Below are 18,454 nucleotides of genomic sequence, written 5' to 3' on the forward strand. Positions count from 1 at the left end.
ACCGACCGACCGCGCGGACCGATCGACCGCGCGCTCACCCGCCCGGGGCGGCCCCCGTCCGGAACGTGCGGCGGTACGTCGTCGGGGTCACGCCGATCGCCGCCTGGAGGTGCGAGCGCAGCGACTGGGGCGTGCCGAAGCCCGCGTCCCGCGCCACCTGGTCGACCGCCAGGTCCGTGGACTCCAGGAGGTGGCGGGCGCGTTCCACCCGCTGCTGGGTCAGCCACTGGCCGGGGCTGACGCCGACCTCCTCCCGGAAGCGGCGCGTGAACGTCCGTACGCTCATCGACTCCCGTACCGCCAGGTCCCGCAGCTGGATCGGCTCGTGCAGATGGGCGAGTGCCCAGGCCCGTGCCGATGTCGTGGTCGCCGTCCCCGCCTCCGGGAGCGGCCGCTCGATGTACTGGGCCTGCCCGCCGTGCCGGTGCGGCGGTACGACGGTCCTGCGGGCCACGTCGTTGGCGACGGCGCTTCCGTGGTCCCGGCGCACGATGTGCAGGCACAGGTCGATTCCGGCGGCGACGCCCGCCGAGGTCAGGACGTCCCCGTCGTCGACGAAGAGCACGTCGGCGTCGACCCGCACCTTCGGGAAGAGCCGCTGGAAGTGCGCGGCGGAGGCCCAGTGCGTGGTGGCCGGCCGCCCGTCGAGGTAGCCGGCGGCGGCCAGCACGTACCCGCCCGTACAGATGGAGACGAGCCGCGTCCCGGGCCGGATGTGCCCGAGCGCCGCCGCCAGCTCGTCGGTCAGCCGGCCCTCGTCGTAGACGGGGCCGAGTTCGTACGAGGCGGGGACGACGACCGTGTCCGCCGTGGCGAGCGCCTCCGGGCCGTGTTCCACGTGGATCGCGAAGTCCGCGTCCGTCTGGACCGGTCCCGCGGCCGGGGCGCAGGTCACGATCGTGTAGAGCGGCCTGCCCTCGGCGTCTTTGGCACGGCCGAAGATCCGGTGGGCGATGCCCAGCTCGAAGGGGAGGAGGCCGGGCAGGGCGAGGACGGCGATACGGTGAGCCACGAGAGAATCCTTTGTGATCCAGACCGCTCGCCGGGGCCGGCGGGCAGGCGGAGCGCCACTCCTCGGCGCACCAGCTACAAGTCCGCGGCCCGGGAGCGCATTCCCGGACCGGACCGTTCGGGGCGCCGCTCCGGTGGGCGGTACGGTCCCGGCATGGCTGAAGTCCGGTTGACCACACCCTCGTACCTCGTGCTCGGCATCGTCGACAAGCTCGGCGAAGCCAGTCCGTACGACGTGAAGGTGGAGGCGGCGCGCACCGTGGCGCCGTTCTGGTCGATGCCGCACGCGCAGGTCTACGCCCAGTGCGACCGTCTGGTGGAGGCGGGCCTGCTGTCCGAGGCGCGGCAGTCGGGCGGGCGGAACCGGCGTCTGATGCGGCTCACCGAGGCGGGTGCTACCGCCCTGGCGGCCTGGCTCGACGACCCCGCCTTCGTTCCGGTCGAGGCCCGCGAACGCGGCATCCTCAAGCTCTGGTTCGGGGCGAGCCCGCGGGTGCACGCCCCGGTGCAGGTCGACGAGCACCGCCGGGCGCTCGACGAGTACGAGGGCCTGGCGGACCGTGTCGGCGAGCTGCTGACCCGGGGGCAGCGCGAGGCGCTGGAGTTCGGCATCCGCTACGAGCGGATGATGGTCGACTTCTGGGAGTGGGTCGAGCGGCGGGAGCCCTGACCGCACGCGTGCCGCAGTGCGTCGGGCAGAACCGTTGACCGTGGGTAACACCCGCCTCTACCTTCCTCCATAGTCCAGAAAGGACTATGGAGGAAGCCGAGGGGTGCTCATGGGTGTCACCAGGTGGGGCAGGGTGGCCGCCGTCGCCCTGACCGTGGGCTGCGTGGCCTACGCGCCGGTCGCCATGACCCAGTTGTGGCCGTACGCCTCGCCCGGTGCGCCCGCGCCCGGCGAGTGGCTCATGGGCAGGATCGTGTCGCCGGAGTACGTCGCCGAGGCCGTGCGGGACCGGATCGGACCGTACGGGCGCAGCCTGGTCCCGATGATCGTGCACTCGGTCCTGGGCGGCCTGCTGATGCTGCTCGGGCCGGTCCAGTACCTGTCGGCGGTCCGTCGGCGCCGCCGCCTGCACCGCGCCGCCGGCATCGTGTTCGCGGTCACGGTGTACGCCTCGATGGCGGGCGCCGCTCTCTACCTGGCCCGTACGGCACCGGAGGACGCGTACAGCGGCCCGGCGTTCTGGGTCGTCCTCGCGACCATCCTCGTCGGCACCGTGGGCAGTGTGACGTTCGGCGTCCTCGCCGCTCTCGCCCGCCTCCCCGACCTGCACCAGCGGTGGATGCTGCTCTGCTACGGCTTCCTGCTGACCGCGCCGCTGCTCCGCCTCGAATGGGGCGGCCTGCCCCTGCTGTTCCCCGGCCTGTCCATGGCCGAGATCAACCGGATCGCGATCATGCACCTCGGCTCCGTGGTCGTCTTCGGCGCGCTGCTCGCCTCGCGCGCGCTCGACCGGCGGACCGCCGTCCCCGGCGTCCACGGCAGCTGGTGCCCGGCCCCGCTGTTCGTCGCGGCGCACGTCGCCGGTGCCGCCGCGCTGGTCCGGCTGACCGTCTCCCTCCTCGACGGACCGGCGGACGAGGGCCCGCGCCTGCTCGTCGGCTATCTGGTCCCGTACGCCGTGACCTACGCGGTCATGGCCGCCGGGCACCGGAGCGCGGGGCGGCGCGGGGCCGGGTGGGCGCGGGAGGAGTGGCGGCTGCACCTCGTGGCGCTCTGCCTGGCCCCGGTGTTCTCGGTCGGAGCGGCGTTCGTACTGGAGCGGTTCGTCCGCCTCGACGCGTGGACGTCCCTGGTCACGGGCGTCGCCATCGGCTGCGGGGTGCTGGCCTTCGCGGCCACGACGGTGGTGAGCCTGCGGGTGATGTACGGCCGTGAACTCCTGGCCAGGAAGGCCCCGTCCGACGCGGGGCAGGCGGGGGAACCCGCGCCGGTGGAACCCGCGCCGGTGGCGGCGGCGCCGGTGGCGGCGGAAGAGCAGGAGCAGGAGGTGGGGCGGCGATGAGCGGGCGGGAGCTTTCGCCCGGCGTGGCGATGCTGGCCTCCGTCGTGGCGGTCGTCAGCCTCATGGTGGGCGCGCTGCTCGCCCTGGCGAGCGCCGCCGGTCGTGCCGCCGGCGCCTGGACCTCTCCCGAGGCGCTCAGCCCCGGCCTGGTCGGGGCGGCCATGCTGGGCGTGGCTCCCGCGCTGTTCACGGTCGGCCGGGCGCGGGTCTGGGAGGAGGCGCGGACGCTCGTCCTGCCCCTCGTGGTCGTGCTGGTGGGCCTCTTCACGGTGAGCCTGCTCAACGGCGAGGCCCTGTGGGTGGCGAAGGGCGGCTCGCTGTTCCTCGTCCTGTTCAGCCTCGGCTGGGTCGCCACCCTGGGCGTGCTCGCGGTCGCGGCGGTGCTCTGCCTCGCCCTCCAGTACCGGCGGCCGGTGCACGGCCCGCCGGAGCGGATCGTGCCGCTCCCCGGCTGGTCGAAGCCCCCGCTCGCCGTGCTGGGTTCGGGGTGGGCCGGCATCGGCGCGGGGCTGCTCGCGATGCCCGGCTTCTGGTCGGGGTTCGTGCCGTGGACGGTGAACCGCGCCGACGCGCAGGGCCTGGGGGTATGGGCGCTCGCGCTCGGGGCCGGGGTCCTGGGCTCCCTGGCCGAGGACGACCTGTCCCGTCTGCGCCCCGCACTGCTCGCCGTCCCCTCCGTGGCGCTCGCGTCGCTGGTGGTCCTCGCCGTCCACGCGCCGGACGTGGACTGGGCGTCGGGCCCCGGGCTCTCGCTCCTCGCGCTGCTCAGCGGCCTCCTCGTGACAGGGATGACCGGGCGCCTGCTGTGGGTACGCGCCACGGGTCGCTCCGCGACAGGCTGATGTCCCGATCCTTGCGAAAGCTGTCATTCGGGCCAATGGCGGGTGCGGTTCCCGGCCACGAAGCTGAGTGACGTGACCCAGACAACCGAGACCCCCGCGTCGCCCGTCTCCTCCCGCACGCCCCGTGTCCACCGCGCCTGGTTCGTCGCGGTCGTCACCTTCGTCACGATCATCGGCGCCGCGGCCTTCGCCTCACTGCCGGGGCTGCTGATCGAACCGCTGCACGGCGAGTTCGACTGGTCGCGCGGGACGATCGGCTTCGCGGTCTCCGTGAACCTCGCGCTCTACGGCCTGACGGCGCCGTTCGCCGCCGCGCTGATGGACCGCTTCGGCATCCGCCGGGTCGTCGCCGTCGCGCTGAGCGTCATCGCGATCGGCTCGCTGCTGACGGTGTGGATGACCGCCTCCTGGCAACTCGTCCTGTACTGGGGCGTCCTCGTCGGCCTCGGCAGCGGTTCGATGGCGCTGGCGTTCGCGGCGACGGTGACGAACCGCTGGTTCACGGCCCGGCGCGGGCTCGTCACCGGCATCCTCACGGCGGCCGGTGCCTCGGGCCAACTGGTCTTCCTGCCCCTGCTGTCCTGGCTGGTCGAGAACGAGGGCTGGCGGCCGGCCGCGGTCACCGTCGCGCTCTCCGCGCTCGCGGTCGTCCCCTTCGTCTGGCTGCTGCTGCGCGACCACCCGGCGGACGTGGGCCTCGCCCCGTACGGCGGCGAGTTCGTCCCGAAGCCCGCCCCGGTCACCGGCGCGGCCCGCCGGGCCGTGACCGTCCTCCTCAAGGCGGCCCGCACCGGCCCCTTCTGGCTCCTGGCCGGCACTTTCGCGATCTGCGGCGCCTCGACGAACGGGCTCGTCAAGACCCACTTCGTGCCCGCCGCCCACGACCACGGCATGCCGATCACCGCGGCGGCCTCGCTCCTCGCCGTGATCGGCGTCTTCGACGTCGTCGGCACGATCGCCTCGGGCTGGTTCACGGACCGCTTCGAGGCGCGGCGCCTGCTGGCGGTCTACTACGCCCTGCGCGGGGTGTCCCTGCTCTTCCTCCCGATGCTCCTCGCACCCTCCGTCCACCCACCGATGATCTTCTTCATCGTCTTCTACGGCCTGGACTGGGTGGCCACGGTTCCGCCGACGATCGCCCTGTGCCGCGAGCACTACGGGGAGGACAGCGCGATCGTCTTCGGCTGGGTGCTCGCCTCCCACCAGGTGGGCGCGGCGGTCGTCGCCTTCGCGGGCGGAGTGGCGCGGGACGCCTTCGGCTCGTACGACGTGGTCTGGTACGCCTCGGGCGCCCTGTGCGCGGCGGCGGCACTGATGGCCCTGGTCATCCGCCGCCGGCCGACGACGCCCACGGTCGGGCTGCCGAGCGTATGAGGAGCACCCTTCGGGCACTTGTTCGCGCCCGTGCGCGTGGGCGTCCGACTGCGGTGCGGGCGGGATTTGGCGGATGGCTGGAACTCTGCATCCACAGTCCGAAGATCCTCTGATTGACAGTCATGAATGGTGGTACCTTCGCGGCCTGTTCACGCGAAGGGGGGCTCAGTGATCGCTGAGCAGCATGTGGTCGGTCATCCGGAATCCCCCCAGGATCGCGGGGAATACGAACAGATTCTGGACTCCGTGGTCACCTCGGTCTCGGAGACCTACTACTCCCAACTCGTCCAATCCGTCAGTTTCGCCCGTGGCCGGGCGCAGGCCGCGCAGTCCACCGTGACGCTGTTCGCGGGCGGGCTCATGGCGGCTCTGAGTGTCACGACCCTCGCTGACAGGCCGCCCGTCATGCAGTGGCTGGGCATCGCGTCCGTCGCGCTCTGGTTGACGGCCGCCCTGCTCTACCTGTGGGCCATCGCTTCTCCCGTGCCGGAGTCCCTGGACGGGATGAAAGTGGCCACGCGGCAGCAGCTGCTCAACAGCGTGATCGACAAGGTGCGCGACGAGACCCAGACGATCGACCGGCGTCAGCGGTTGGCGAACGGAGTGGCGGCGGTGGCCGTAGCCCTGAGCCTGGCCGCCTTCTCGCTGGCCGTCCTGACCGACCCGGAGAGGGAGACCGCCAAGGGAGTTCTCGTGGTCGACCCCTCGTACGCGAAGGCCTTGGACGCTCTCTGCTCGAAGGAGGCCGGCTCCTCCGGCCGAGTCGAGGGAGAGATCGTCAAGGCCTCCCTCAAGGCGTCGTTCGTCGAGATCGACCCGGCCAAGGGCGTCTGTGAGGCTCAGGGCGCGACCCTGCACGTTCCACGAGGGAAGGTCACGGCCGTGAGGTGGCAGGATGCCTGAGCCGCAACCCGAGACGGTCGCTCACCTTCTCCTCCTCGGACCGCTGCCGCCCGACGCCGGCCCCGCACGGCAAGCCGTCTTGGAGGACGTCGCGCGGGTGCACGGGGCGGGACACAGACTGGCCGGGATCGTCGTGCTCGGCACGTGCGGTGACCTGGCCGATGCCAAGGACTTCGTCCTGGAGGTCCAGTTCGCCTGCCTGCAGGCGAACTACGAACCGTTCGTCTGTCTGGTCCCGGGCGCGGGCGATCGTCGCACCATGTCTGCCACCCGCCTCCTCGCAAGGAACCTGGCCAACGGCTGGGACCAGGTCGCCCCTGACGTGTGGGGCGGAGCGATGGCCGAAGACATCGTCCAGCCACTGCGCTCCGACGTGTTTCCGGAGTTCGTGGCCTGGGGGGAGGCGGTCGCCGACACCTGTCCCGGCCGGCACCCCGGTCTCCTGCCCGGTGATGGCTCCCTGCGCTTGCAGGTGGGGGAGCGCACGATCGGTCTGGTCTGTGTGAACACGGTCTTCCGTATGGTCGCCGAGGATGCTCCGACAGCGCTCGCCGGAGTCGCGGCCGAGCAGCTCGACCAGGCCGTCGGCGAAACCTTCACCACCTGGGCCGAGCACAACGACATCACCCTGCTGCTGGCGGGGCACAGCGGCGCGATGCCCGAGTTGCCCCCGCAGGTGGCGCCGTTGCTCGCCGTGGCCGGAGGAGGGGAGGGGACCGCTGAGGGCTGGCACCTGCCCTTCGGGAACGGTGTGGCTCACATGCTTCTGCGCATCGACCTGCGCGCCGATCCGGTGGTTGCCGATACCGTCGACGGCCGCGTCCTGCCGACGACCGTCCGGCCCCGCGTATCCGAGCCCGCGCGCGTGCCGTCAGCCCGCCGGCCGGAGGACGCGTACGACGAGAAGGCTCTGGTCGACGACTTCTACCGCTACATGGCGACGGGCCAGATGGTGCTCGTGGTGGTCTCGGGGACCGACGATGGAGTCCTCACCACCGACGAGCTCAACCAGCGGCTCGCCGAAGCCGCTTTCGGTGCCGTGCCGCATCCCGTTCCCGCGCTCCACGAGACGTGGGCCGCGGCACGGCGGCAGCTCCCGGAACAGCAGTTGGAGGAGCATCTCAAGGCCTTGTCGGTGCCGAGCGACCGGGACGGGCGCACGGCGTACGGGCTGCTCCGCGCCCCGTGGTCGCGCGTGTACGACTTCACCGGGAGCGACGCACTGACTGCCGAACGGAATGCCGGTCTCGCGGACGTCGTGTCCTTCATAGACGCCCGCGAGCACTTCCCGACCGGTAAGCGCAGCGCCCAGGAGGCCGTGGCGATGCACGGCTGGCTGGGCAAGGACGGATCCCCGCAGGACTTCAGCGATGCCTGGTCGGTGCCCGAAAGCGATGCGCGGAGCCTGTGGTTCCGACGCCTTCGGGCGGAACTTCTGACTCGGCCGGTGGCCTTCGTGTCCAGTACGCCGAGCAGCCCCGCCCTTTGGGAGACCCTGAGGATCGCGGGACGCGCCGTCGGCCAGCACGACTTGCCTGCGTTCCTCATCAGCCCTGAGGGAAGTTCCGCCGAGCGGGCGCGGCTGGAGGATGCCGGCCTGCGCCACATTCGTGTGGTTCCCGCGGACTTCGTGCGGCGCCGCCTCAGCACGGGAATCAGCCAGCTGGTCCAGGGGCGTCGGGTGCTCACCCAGGCGTACACGGAGACCCGCGACGGTGTCGGAGTCGTCCGGGTGGCCCGCCTGGTCGAGGAGGCACCCGCGGGGAGTCGTGAGTTCCTGATAGGGCGTGACCCGACGTGGGGCGACATCATGAGCAAGAAGATCGCGCCACAGCTGTCGTTGGTGGACACGATCGAGCGGCGCAGCCGCCCCGCTGAGGGGGACCGGCTGCCGATCATCCTGGTCAAGGGCACTGCGGGGTCCGGCAAGACGACCGCGCTGATGCAGGTCGCCTATCGGTTGCACAACAAGGGCCGGAACGCCGGCTGGGTGGACCGTGGGGCGTCGCTGTCGCCGCAGGAAATCGAGCACCAGGCTCGTCAGCAGGGTTTCGACACCATCTTCGTGGACGACGTGGACATGTTCACAGGGCGCGCGGCATCTCTCCTGAGGAACTTGAACGCGAACGGCAGCACGCTGGTGATCGCGGCGATCCGTGCTACCCGTGAAGGGGAGCTGGGTGCCGAGTTCCCCGCTGAGGCCGTCAGCTCCGATCAGCTCCTGACGGACGACGACCTTGAGAAGATCATCAAGGCGCTGAACAAGAACGCGCTGATCGGGAAGTTGAAGCATCACTTCTTCATGCACCAGAAGGTCGCGAGTCTCCGGGACAAGTGCGACCAAGGTCTGCTGGCCGCCATGATCGAAGCGGTGACCGGGACTTCCCTGACGCAGAAGGTGAAGAGCGAGTTCGAGGAACTGAAGCAGAGCCAGCGTGCTCCCTACGCGGTGGTGTCGTTCTCCGACTCCTCACTCGTCTTCCAGCAGCGAGGCATCGACGAGGCGGACCTGCTGGAGATCGTCTCCCACCCGGACGCCCCGGACTGGAGCCACCGTGCCGCGGTCAAGGAGCTTCTGGGCATGAAGCTGCTGGTGCGCACCGGCGACGGCCGCCTGCGCTGTCGGCAGCGGACCATCGCCGACACGGTCGTCGAGACCGTGCTGCATCACCGCAAGAGCGATCTGGAAATGGTGATCGCCAAGCTGTTGCTGTTCTACGCGGGACGCGCCTGGCACATCAAGGACAATCGGCACCGCGACCGCAGCGCCATGATCAAGCTGCTCAATCACGACACCATGCGCCGTCTTGAACTCGACGCCGACGCCGTTCGACGGATCTATGACGCCGCGCACCAGTTCCTGGAGAACGATCACCACTACTGGTTGCAGCGCGCCGAGTACGAGGCCGAACAGGGCAGGTTCGATCTCGCCAAGAACCACCTCGCGGCCGCGACAGGCTGTCCCGACGGGGGTGAGGACCGTCTCGTCATCACGGCCGACGCGCGAGTGCGGCTGCGTTCCTCGATGCAGACCCCGGCCAGTCTGCAGCTGGTGAGGGCGGCGGTTCGGGCCGTGCACGACCTGTCGACCGTGACCGTCAAGTACCGGGGTCAGGCCCCGCACGCTTTCGTCGTCCTTGCCCGAGAGGGCAGTCGATGGCTGGAGAAGTGCGGCGAGGCGCTGACTCCGCGTGAGTACGAGGACGTCCTGGACCAGATCGCGGAGGGCATCGCTCTGGGGAGGCAGTGCTGCCCGGAGAACAATCAGGTCGGGTACGCGGTCGACGAATACGGCCCGAAGGTCAAGGAACTGCGTCGGAAGGGACCGGGCATCCCGATCTGACGGGTCCAGGAGGCACAACCGCGCACAACCGCGACGGCCTGAGGCCCCCCGCCCGCGCGGCTTCTAGCCGCCGAAGCGGCCGAACCGGCCCCGGTGGAAGAGCAGCGGTTCGCCGTCGTCGTCCGCCGGGGTGCCCAGGGCCTCCACCCGGCCGACCACGATCAGGTGGTCGCCGCCCGTGTGGACCTGGGCGATCGTGCAGTCGATCCAGGCCGGGGCGCCGGTCAGGCGAGGTGAGCCGGTCGCCGGGGCGGCGTCGTACGGCACCCCCGCGAACTTGTCCGCGCCGCTCCTGGCGAACCCCAGGCAGAGGTCCCGCTGGTCCGCGCCCAGGACGTTGACGCAGAAGACCCCGGCCCGGGCGAGCCGGGGCCAGGTCGTCGACGTACGGGCGACCATGAAGGCCACCAGGGGCGGGTCCAGGGAGAGCGAGGCGAAGGACTGGCAGGCGAACCCGGTCGGTCCGTCCGGATCGAGGGCCGTCACGACGGTGACCCCGCTCGCGAAGTGCCCCAGCACGCGCCGGAACTCGGCCGGGTCGACGGGCAGCCGCTCGTCTTCCCGTACCGCCCGCAGCAGCGGTCGTGGATGCGGTTCGACGGCCGTCGGTGATCCGGCCGACCTGAGGTATCGGACGGCGGTGGCCGCCATCCCAGCGTGTCCCATCACACCGTCCATTGAACCTGACGGATCGTCAGATGAGAACCCCCGTGCCCGCCTCAGCGCCCCTCGAACCGAGGCGTGCGGCGTTCCACGAAGCTCCGCACGCCGTCGTTCGCGTCCCGGGTCGTCATGTTGATCTCCTGCGCCGCCGCCTCCGCCGCGAAGGCCGTGGCGCGGTCCACGTCGAGCGAGGCGTTCACCAGCTGCTTGGTGAGCGCCAGCGCCCGCGTCGGGCCCTGGGCCAGGCGCTCCGCCCACTCCCGCGCGGTCTTCTCCAGCTCCTCCGCCGGCACGACCCGGTTCACCAGGCCCAGCTCCCGGGCCTCCCGCGCCGAGACCGCGTCGCCGAAGAACATCAGCTCCTTCGCCCGCTGCGGCCCGATCAGCCGCGGGAGCAGATACGCCCCGCCGCCGTCCGGCACCAGACCCCGGCGCACGAACACCTCGACGAACTTCGCCGACTCGGCCGCCAGGACGAGATCGCACGCGAACGCCAGATGCGCCCCGATCCCGGCCGCCGTCCCGTTCACCGCCGCGACCACCGGCTTCTCGCAGTCCAGTACGGCCCCGATGAAGCGCTGCGCGCCCTGCCGGATCGTCCGCGCCACGTCCCCCGGCACACGTTCGCCCGACGGCGGCCCGCCCCGCAGGTCCGCGCCCGCGCAGAAGCCCCGCCCGGTGGCCGTCACCACCACCGCCCGTACGTCCGGGTCGGCGGACGCCTCCCCGAGCAGCGCGATGATCCGCTCGCGCTGGTCCCAGGTGACCGCGTTCATCGCCTCGGGCCGGTCGAGCGTGATCCACGAGACGCCGTTCTCGACCGCGTGCAGCAGGTCATCCGTCACGGCTCAGGGCTCCTATCGGCAGACCGCGAGCGCGTCGAGCGCCACCGCGCCCTGCCCCCGTGGCAGCACCATCAGCGGGTTGATGTCGAGTTCGGCGAGGTCGCCGTCCAGTTCGAGGGCCATCCGCTGCACCCGCAGCACGACCTCCACCAGCGCGTCCACGTCCGCCGGCGGAGCCCCCCGTACGCCCTTCAGCAGGGCCTGCCCGCGCAGCTCGCCGAGCATGTCCCTGGCCTGGTCCTCGCCGAACGGCGGCACGCGCACCGCCGCGTCGTTCAGGACCTCGACCAGGACGCCCCCCAGGCCCACCGTGACCGTCGGCCCGAAGAGCGGGTCGCGGGTCACGCCCACCACCATCTCCACGCCCCGCCCCACCATCTGGCAGACCAGGATCCCGTCGAGGTCGACGCCCTCGTAGCGGGCGATGTCGGTGAGCTCCCGGTACGCGTCCCGCACCTGGCTCGCCGACGTCAGCCCGACCTTGACGAGCCCCAGCTCCGTCTTGTGGGCGAGCTGCGCCCCCGACGCCTTCATCACCACCGGATAGCCGACGAGCGCCGCCGCCCGGACCGCCGCCGCCGCGCTCGTCACCAGCTGCTCGCGCGGCACCCTGATCCCGTAGGCCCGCAGCAGCTGCTTCGCCGCGTGCTCGCTGAGCTGGCGGCCCGGCCGCATCAGCGCCTGGGCCTTGCGGAAGGAGGGGGAGGGCGTGCGCGGGGCCTCGTCGAAGGGGGAGCGGTAGGCGGTGCTGAAGCGGTGGTGGTCGAGGTAGGCCTTCACGGCGCCGATGCAGTTGGAGAACGTACGGAAGGTGGCGACGCGCGACGAGCCGAGCAGGGTCTTGCGGTAGGCCGCCTCCGTCCCGACCGGCGAACCCCACACCACGCACACCAGCTTGTCGGTGGCCTCGGCCGCCTCCACCAGGTCCTGCGCGAGCCTGTCGCTCATGGGCGGGAAGGGGCCGGTGATGGGACAGATGAGGACGCCGACCGACGGGTCGGCGAGGATCGCGTCGATGATCTTCCGTCCGCGCCAGTCGCCCACCGGGTGCCCGCCGTTGTCCACGGGGTTGGCGACGTTCAGGTACGGCGGTATCCACTGGTGGAGCTCGTCCTGTTTGGCCTGCGGCAGGGTCGGCAGCCGCAGCCCGGCGGCGGTGGCGAGGTCGGAGAAGTGCGCGCCGGTCCCGCCGGAGATCGAGTACACGACCACCCCGTCGGCGAGCGGCTTGCGCGCCCGTGCCAGCAGCGCGGCGGTGTCCTGGAGTTCGTCGAGACCGTCGACCCGGATCACCCCGAACTGCCGCATCGCCGCGTCCACGACCTGGTCCGCGCCGGTCAGCTTGCCCGTGTGCGAGGCGGCCATGCGCGCGCCGGTCTCCGTCCGCCCGACCTTGACCGCGACGACCGGCACGCCCTGGCGGGCGGCGCGGTCGGCGGCGAGGAGGAAGGAGCGGCCGTCCTTGAGGCCCTCGACGTAACAGGCGATGGCCCCGACCTCGGGGCGGGTCGCGAAGTACGAGATGAAGTCGGCGGTCTCCAGGTCGGCCTCGTTGCCCGTCGGCGCCCAGTGGGAGAGCCGTACCCCCAGCTCCTGGAGGGTGTGGACGGGCCGCCCCTGGTGGCCGGACTGGGTGATGAGCGCGATCGCGGGCCCGTCGAGGTCGTCGCGGAAGCGCTCGAAGGCGTTGAGGTTGGTGTTCGGACCGAGGAGGCGCATCCCGGAGCGGCGCACGGCGTCGGCGAGACGTTCCTGCGCTGCGGCGCCCTCGCCGCCGGTCTCGGCGAACCCGGAGGCGAAGACGACGGCGAACCGCACCTTCGCCTGGCTGAGTTCCTCGACCACCGGGAGCGGGTCGGCCACGAGCAGGACGGCGAGGTCGACGGGCTCGGCGAGCGCGCCGACGGAGGGCACGCAGTCGATGCCGAAGACGGTCGTACGGGTCGGGTGCACGGGCACGAGCCGGGCGCCGACCCGCTCGGCCCAGGCGATCAGCTGCCGCGTGATCCCGGTGTTGGGCCGCCCCTCGGCGTCGGAGGCCCCGACGACGGCGACGGACCCGGGCCGGAAGAACCGGTCCAGGTCCGGCACGGGAGCGTGCAGCGGCCGCCCGCTGACGTCCAGGTCGCCCTCGACGGCGGTGAAGCCGTGCACGGCGTTCCCGGGCGCCCCGGAGTGTTCGCCGCAGGCGACCACGCGGGCGCGGAGATCGGTGGTGAAGGTGCCGTGAGTCGATCCGAGCATCGTTCCGCTCCACCCTTCCGCCCATGACAATTGACCTGACGCACTGTCAGATTACAGATCTGACGGCAAGTCAGGAATGGTCGTGACCGGACCGATCCAGAACGGCGCGTGCCCCGTCAGGGGCGATCGTTCCGCCCGGCGGGACGATCGCCCCTGAAGCGGGTCAGCGGCGGGGCTGTCGTGCGATCGCCCGCGCGATCTTCTCCGCGTCGATCGCCATCTCGCGGAACATCCCGCTGATCGGGTTCGTGAACCCCGTGAAGTAGAGCCCCGGCGCCTCAGGCGGAGTCCGCCGCCCGTGCGTCACCGGCCGTCCGCGGTCGTCGAGAACGCCCAGGTGGCCGAGGACGGGCTCCAGGCCCCGGCGGTAGCCCGTCGCCGCGATCACGGCGTCCGGAGTGATCGCCGAGCCGTCGGCCAGCACGACCTTGTCGCCGTCGAAGGATTCGACCGCGCCCACGATCTCCACCTTCCCCTGCCGCACGGCGTCGATCAGCCCGACGTCCTGCACCGGGATCGCCCCTTCCCGCACCCGGGAGTACAGCCCGGTGTCCGGCCGCGGCAGGCCGTGCTCCGAGAGGTCCGGCACGGCGACGCGGGCCATCAGCCCGCCCGCCCGGTCGACCAGGCGGACCGGCAGCCGCCGCACCAGGATGCCCGTGCGCTGTGCCGGCCAGCCGGCCGTCGAGCGGCGCACGATGTGCGGCACCGTGCGCACGGCGAGCCGCACCCGCGCCGCCCCGCCCTCGACGAGGTCGGCGGCGATCTCGGCGCCCGTGTTCCCGGCGCCCACGACGAGGACGTCCCGCCCCGCGTACGGCGCGGGGTTGCGGTACGCGCTCGCGTGCGCCAGTTCGCCGCCGTACGCGTCCAGGCCCGGCCACTCCGGTATGCGCGGGCTGTGGTTGAACCCGGTGGCGACGACGACGGCGCGCCCGGTCAGCCGGCGCCCGCCCGTCGCGTGCAGCAGCCAGTCCTCGCCGGCCCGCTCGACCCGCGTGACCTCGACGCCGGTCACGATCTCCAGCTCGTGGACCTCGGCGTACTTCTCCAGGTACCGCACCACGTCCGCGCGGGCGACCCACCGCCCGAAGGAGCGGGGCATGGGCAGGCCGGGGAGCGCGGAGAGGCGCCGGGTGGTGTGCAGCCGCAGCCGGTCGTAGTGGGAGCGCCACGAGGCGCCCACGGCGTCGGACTTCTCCAGGACGACGGCCCGGACTCCCTTCGCACGCAGCGCGGCGGCGACGGCGAGCCCGCCGGGTCCGCCTCCGATGACATAGACCGGGTGATCGGGCCGTTCGGGTGGAGCGGGTCTGGAATGGGGGGTGTTGGCCATGAGTGCTCAGCGTAACGGCGTGCTCACTTGTTGGGTCTCGGTCAAGAGGGGAATCGGTTGCGAAACGGTCACGCGTGGGTGGGATCTGCGGGGGCGTGCGGGGGTCTTGCGGAGAGGGCGGCCCATCCGCTGAACTGACGTACCGTCAGATAAGGATCGAGGAGGGGCAGGTACCGACCGATGCAGACCGTCTGGCTCACCGGCGCCGAATGGCTCGCCGTCCTCCGCATCGGCCTCGGCCTCTGGTGGCTGGAGAGCTGGCGCCACAAGGACAAGAAGGGCTGGTTCGAGCGCGGCACGGGAATCGCCTGGGCGGCCGACGTCGCCGGAAAGCACCGGTGGCCCTTCGTGCAGCGGGGCTTCGAGTCGGTCGTCGCCCCCCGCCCCAAGCTGATGGCGTACGTCGTCGTCTACGCCGAACTGGCCCTGGGCCTCGGGCTGACCCTCGGCCTCCTCACGCCGGTCGCCCTGGTCGGCGGGCTGCTCCTCAACCTCCTCTACCTCGGCCTGATGATCCACGACTGGGCCGAACAGGGGCAGAACGCCATGATGGCGCTCATCTCGCTCGTCGCCCTCTTCGCCATGTCCTGGCAGACCTGGTCCCTCGACCACGCGATCGGACTCTTCTGATGACGGCCGCCGACCCCGACGTCGACGCCTTCACCCGCCCGTACTGGCAGGCGGCGGGGGAGGGGAGCCTGCTGCTCAGACGCTGTGCCGCGTGTGGCCGGGCGCACCACTACCCGCGCGAGTTCTGCCCGCACTGCTGGAGCGAGGACGTGACGTGGGAGCGGGCGAGCGGCCGGGCCACGCTCTACACCTGGTCCGTCGTCCACCGCAACGACCTCCCGCCCTTCGGCGGGCGCGTGCCCTACGTGGCGGCCGTGGTCGACCTGGCGGAGGGTCCCCGGATGATGACCGAGATCGTGGGCGTGACGGAGGGCGCCCTCCGGATCGGGATGGATCTGGAGGTCGCGTTCCGGGCGGAGGGCGAGCTCGCTGTACCTGTCTTCGGGCCGCCGTCAGAGGGCTGAGATGTTCCGCCAGAGCTGGGCGCGGCTGCCCGCGTCGCAGGCGTACGTGGTCAGGAACGGCGGCCCGACCGTCATGCACTCCTCGTTGCTCACGTTCATGATCGTGCGGCCGGAGGACGTCGTGGCGTGGAACCTCCACGCCTGCCTGCTGGAGCCGTTGCAGTCCCCGACGCCGACGCCGCCGGGGTTCCCGCCCGCCTGGAGGCAGCGCCCGGTCTTCCTGTTGACCAGCCGGAACGTGCCGTTCGAGCCCGCCGAGTAGGTCCAGGAGTACGACATGGTGCCGCTGTTGTTGGGCACGGAACCGCACTCGTAGGTGTTGGCGAAGACGCCGTACCCCGGGTTGTACTCGCCCACGCACTCGCCGCTGGAGGCGTTCTCCAGGGAGTACGTCCCCGAGGGCCCGCTGCCGCCGCCCGGGGGAGGGGACGCCGGCCGCGTGGTTCTCGGCGTGGAGGGGGTGGAGCCTCCAGCGCCTCCCGAGGCGCTGGAACCGCCCGAACCGCCGCCCGATGCCGAGCCCCCGCCGGGCGCGGCGCCGCCGCCCCCGGCCGCCGCACCCCCGGCCGCGGCACCGTCCATGCCGGGGCCGGGCGGGGGGCCCGAGGGTGATCCCGAAGCGGAGGAGGGGGAGGTGGAGGAGGGCGAGGCGGACGCGGTCGCGGCCGTCGGCGCGGGGTTGCCTGGCCCGGGCTGCGACGAGGTGGCGGACGGCCGTGCCGCCGAGGAATCGGGGCCGGCGCCCTGGCGGCCGATCTCGTAGGGGCCGAGGGCGAAGGTGAGGGTGGTGCCGGTGGTCACGACGACGGGCACGGCGAGCATGAAGAACCGATTCCGCCGATCCCGTGGCCTGCCCGTGGCGCCGGCCCCGGTGGCGGCGGCCGGGTCGGATCCCGCCGTCGCGGGCTCCTCGGACCCCCGCGGCACGGACCCCCGCTGGACGAGCGCCACCGTCCCGATGTCCACGGCCTGCCCGTCCTCCGTGGGCTCCGCCTCCGCGTCCAGGTCCGCGAGCTGCTCGGCCGTCGGCGCCGCCGCGGCGAACGCGGCCCGCGCCTCGACCCGCGTCATGACGGCCGCCGGCCACGGGGTGTCCTCCACGTACCCGTCCGCGAGCTCGACGACCTGCGCGGCGGTCGGCCGGGCCGTGGGGTCCTTGGCGAGGCAGGCCCGTACGAGATGTGCCAGGGCGGGGGCGCTCTCCGCGAGCCGCCCGAAGTCGGGCTCCCCGTGGACGACGCGGTAGAGCAGGCCGGGCCCGGAGCCGTCGCCGAACGGCGGACGGCCGGTCGCCGCGTACAGGAGCAGGCTCCCCAGCCCGAAGACGTCGGCCGCGCCCGTCAGTTCGCGCTCGGCGACGGCCTGTTCGGGCGCCATGTACGCGGGCGTGCCGATGACCATGCCGGTACGGGTCAGCCGGCTCTGGTCGGCCGCGCGCGCCACGCCGAAGTCGATGAGCGACAGACCGTCGGGCGTCAGCATCACGTTGGACGGCTTGAGGTCGCGGTGCACCATGTCGGCGGCGTGCACGGCCTTCAGCCCGGCCGCCGCCTCCCGCAGCAGCCGCCACAGGGCGGGGACGGGAAGCGGCCCGCCGTGGAGCCTGAGCGCCTCGTTGAGGGTGATCCCGGGGATGTACTCGGTCGCGAACCACGGCGGCCTGGCCGTACGGTCGCTCGCCAGCAGCCTCACGCTCGCCCCGCCGGGCAGTCGCGCCAGGTTGTCGAGCTCGTGCCCGAAGTGGCTCAGGAAGTCCGGGTCCTCGGCCAGCACGGGAAGCACCCGCTTGACCGCCGCGAACCTCCCCGGCACGGCACCGAGATAGACCCGCCCCATGCCGCCGGACCCCAGGACCCCGAGCAGCCTGAACGCGCCGATCCGCCGGGGATCCCCTGACTCCAACGGCGTGGCTCCGCTACCGGTCATGAACGAGTTGTCTTCCAGCTCCCCCTGCATGGCCAGCAGGATAGCCGAGCTATCCATGGAACCCTACGCTCCGTCAAGTCGCTTGCAGATCAAGCTATTAGGAGGCAGGCGGCCGCGGGGACGCGACGGGCACGGCCCTCGCCGATCATGGAGTTCCTGCGGCCAGGACGCAGCGGGCACGCCGGAGGATCCCGGTCGTGAGATCGGCGTGCCGCAGGTCGACCGAGGCCAGGGCCGCCTGGGTCAGGTCGACGCGGAAGAGACTCGCCGGCCCCCGAAGACGATCAAGAGGCCGTCGCGGGGAGGGAGAAGGCCAGGATCTCGGGAGCCGCCTCGGCCAGGGTGGCGAAGTGGCGGTGCGCACCGGCCGTCGGCGCGGGGGCGTTGACCGTCCACACCGTCATGCCGGCGTCGAGACCCGAGCGGACGCCGGACGGCGCGTCCTCGATCACCAGACAGTCGGCGGGCGAGGCGCCCAGTTGCTCGGCCGCCAGCAGGTAGGGCGCCGGGGACGGCTTGCCCTCGGCGACGGCGGCGGCGTCCACGACGAGGTGGGGGAGCGGAAGGCCGGTCCGCTCGAAACGGCCCCGGACCCGGTGCTCGTAGTTGGAGGTGACGAGCGCCCAGGAGCCGGGACGGAGCGCGGCGAGAAGCTCGGCCGCGCCCGCGAAGGCCGAGTACACACCGGTCCGTACGTCCGCGTCCTCCAGCTCGTGCAGCAGCGCCAGGCACACGTCGGGGTCGCGGCCGGGCGCGACGGCGGCGAAGGTCTCGACGGGCCGGGTACGCAGCGCGACCGCGTACACCTCCTCCCCGTCGAGCCCGTGACGGGCCGCCCAGTCGTGCCAGACGCGGCGCTGGTTGGCGACGGCGTCCATCAGCGTGCCGTCGACGTCGAAGAGGATGAACTTCCCGGTCATG

At 72.2% G+C, this 18,454-nt stretch carries 15 protein-coding genes; 8 read left to right on the plus strand and 7 right to left on the minus strand.

The genetic code is table 11. The features are described from left to right. Positions 1–34: 34 nt before the first annotated feature. A complete protein-coding gene (locus tag ACF1G2_RS25420) occupies positions 35–1,012 on the minus strand; it encodes a GlxA family transcriptional regulator (protein ID WP_391800465.1) in 978 nt (325 codons plus the stop codon). 153 nt (positions 1,013–1,165) lie between these two features. Between ACF1G2_RS25420 and ACF1G2_RS25425 the strand changes: the two genes are divergently transcribed. The 6 genes from ACF1G2_RS25425 (at position 1,166) to ACF1G2_RS25450 (ending at position 9,485) form a co-directional block, all read left to right on the plus strand. Beyond that, positions 1,166–1,681 (plus strand): helix-turn-helix transcriptional regulator, encoded by a 516-nt coding sequence (locus tag ACF1G2_RS25425; RefSeq protein ID WP_391800466.1) that lies wholly within the window; start codon positions 1,166–1,168, stop codon positions 1,679–1,681. A gap of 109 nt (positions 1,682–1,790) precedes the next feature. Beyond that, entirely contained in the window at positions 1,791–3,023 is a 1,233-nt protein-coding gene (locus ACF1G2_RS25430; protein ID WP_391800467.1) for a DUF2306 domain-containing protein, read from the plus strand. After that, positions 3,020–3,865 (plus strand): hypothetical protein, encoded by an 846-nt coding sequence (locus ACF1G2_RS25435; RefSeq protein ID WP_391800468.1) that lies wholly within the window; start codon positions 3,020–3,022, stop codon positions 3,863–3,865. Before ACF1G2_RS25430 ends, ACF1G2_RS25435 begins: the two co-directional genes overlap by 4 nt. 72 nt (positions 3,866–3,937) lie before the next feature. Then, a complete protein-coding gene (locus ACF1G2_RS25440; RefSeq protein WP_391800469.1) occupies positions 3,938–5,239 on the plus strand; it encodes an MFS transporter in 1,302 nt (433 codons plus the stop codon). Between the two features lie 168 nt (positions 5,240–5,407). Next, positions 5,408–6,142, plus strand: a complete 735-nt coding sequence (locus ACF1G2_RS25445; RefSeq protein WP_391800470.1) for a hypothetical protein — start codon at positions 5,408–5,410, stop codon at positions 6,140–6,142. Positions 6,143–6,221: 79 nt separating this feature from the next. Then, positions 6,222–9,485, plus strand: coding sequence for an ATP-binding protein (locus tag ACF1G2_RS25450; protein WP_391800471.1), 3,264 nt, complete (start codon positions 6,222–6,224; stop codon positions 9,483–9,485). Between the two features lie 63 nt (positions 9,486–9,548). On the opposite strand, the gene ACF1G2_RS25455 is transcribed toward ACF1G2_RS25450, so the two are convergent. The 4 genes from ACF1G2_RS25455 to ACF1G2_RS25470 all read right to left on the minus strand — a co-directional run bounded on the left by ACF1G2_RS25455 (position 9,549) and on the right by ACF1G2_RS25470 (position 14,573). After that, a complete protein-coding gene (locus ACF1G2_RS25455; RefSeq protein WP_391800537.1) occupies positions 9,549–10,136 on the minus strand; it encodes a flavin reductase family protein in 588 nt (195 codons plus the stop codon). A 68-nt stretch (positions 10,137–10,204) separates the two neighbouring features. Then, a complete protein-coding gene (locus ACF1G2_RS25460) occupies positions 10,205–10,993 on the minus strand; it encodes an enoyl-CoA hydratase/isomerase family protein (RefSeq protein ID WP_391800472.1) in 789 nt (262 codons plus the stop codon). 12 nt (positions 10,994–11,005) lie between these two features. Then, a complete protein-coding gene (locus ACF1G2_RS25465) occupies positions 11,006–13,237 on the minus strand; it encodes an acetate--CoA ligase family protein (protein WP_391800473.1) in 2,232 nt (743 codons plus the stop codon). A gap of 163 nt (positions 13,238–13,400) precedes the next feature. Next, positions 13,401–14,573, minus strand: a complete 1,173-nt coding sequence (locus ACF1G2_RS25470; RefSeq protein WP_391800474.1) for a flavin-containing monooxygenase — start codon at positions 14,571–14,573, stop codon at positions 13,401–13,403. A 180-nt stretch (positions 14,574–14,753) separates the two neighbouring features. On the opposite strand from ACF1G2_RS25470, the gene ACF1G2_RS25475 reads away from it, so the two are divergent. After that, positions 14,754–15,203, plus strand: coding sequence for a DoxX family membrane protein (locus ACF1G2_RS25475; RefSeq protein ID WP_391800475.1), 450 nt, complete (start codon positions 14,754–14,756; stop codon positions 15,201–15,203). Further along, a complete protein-coding gene (locus tag ACF1G2_RS25480) occupies positions 15,203–15,607 on the plus strand; it encodes a Zn-ribbon domain-containing OB-fold protein (protein ID WP_391800476.1) in 405 nt (134 codons plus the stop codon). The genes ACF1G2_RS25475 and ACF1G2_RS25480 overlap by 1 nt, the downstream gene beginning before the upstream one ends. On the opposite strand, the gene ACF1G2_RS25485 is transcribed toward ACF1G2_RS25480, so the two are convergent. Both ACF1G2_RS25485 and ACF1G2_RS25490 read right to left on the minus strand, forming a co-directional pair. After that, positions 15,596–17,590: a protein kinase gene (locus tag ACF1G2_RS25485; protein WP_391800477.1), complete on the minus strand. Its 1,995-nt coding sequence runs from the start codon at positions 17,588–17,590 to the stop codon at positions 15,596–15,598. The genes ACF1G2_RS25480 and ACF1G2_RS25485 overlap by 12 nt on opposite strands. 227 nt (positions 17,591–17,817) lie before the next feature. Next, entirely contained in the window at positions 17,818–18,453 is a 636-nt protein-coding gene (locus ACF1G2_RS25490; protein WP_391800478.1) for an HAD family hydrolase, read from the minus strand. Position 18,454: the final 1 nt, after the last annotated feature.

The sequence above is a fragment of the Streptomyces sp. NPDC013457 genome (genome assembly GCF_043089925.1).
Lineage (GTDB): Bacteria > Actinomycetota > Actinomycetes > Streptomycetales > Streptomycetaceae > Streptomyces.

Coding starts and splice junctions, on each gene's coding strand:
- ACF1G2_RS25490 (WP_391800478.1), bottom strand. CDS start 18,453: ATGACCGGGAAGTTCATCCTCTTCGACGTCGACGGCACGCTGATGGAC.
- ACF1G2_RS25430 (WP_391800467.1), top strand. CDS start 1,791: ATGGGTGTCACCAGGTGGGGCAGGGTGGCCGCCGTCGCCCTGACCGTG.
- ACF1G2_RS25435 (WP_391800468.1), top strand. CDS start 3,020: ATGAGCGGGCGGGAGCTTTCGCCCGGCGTGGCGATGCTGGCCTCCGTC.
- ACF1G2_RS25485 (WP_391800477.1), bottom strand. CDS start 17,590: ATGGATAGCTCGGCTATCCTGCTGGCCATGCAGGGGGAGCTGGAAGAC.
- ACF1G2_RS25465 (WP_391800473.1), bottom strand. CDS start 13,237: ATGCTCGGATCGACTCACGGCACCTTCACCACCGATCTCCGCGCCCGC.
- ACF1G2_RS25455 (WP_391800537.1), bottom strand. CDS start 10,136: ATGGCGGCCACCGCCGTCCGATACCTCAGGTCGGCCGGATCACCGACG.
- ACF1G2_RS25475 (WP_391800475.1), top strand. CDS start 14,754: ATGCAGACCGTCTGGCTCACCGGCGCCGAATGGCTCGCCGTCCTCCGC.
- ACF1G2_RS25425 (WP_391800466.1), top strand. CDS start 1,166: ATGGCTGAAGTCCGGTTGACCACACCCTCGTACCTCGTGCTCGGCATC.
- ACF1G2_RS25480 (WP_391800476.1), top strand. CDS start 15,203: ATGACGGCCGCCGACCCCGACGTCGACGCCTTCACCCGCCCGTACTGG.
- ACF1G2_RS25470 (WP_391800474.1), bottom strand. CDS start 14,573: ATGGCCAACACCCCCCATTCCAGACCCGCTCCACCCGAACGGCCCGAT.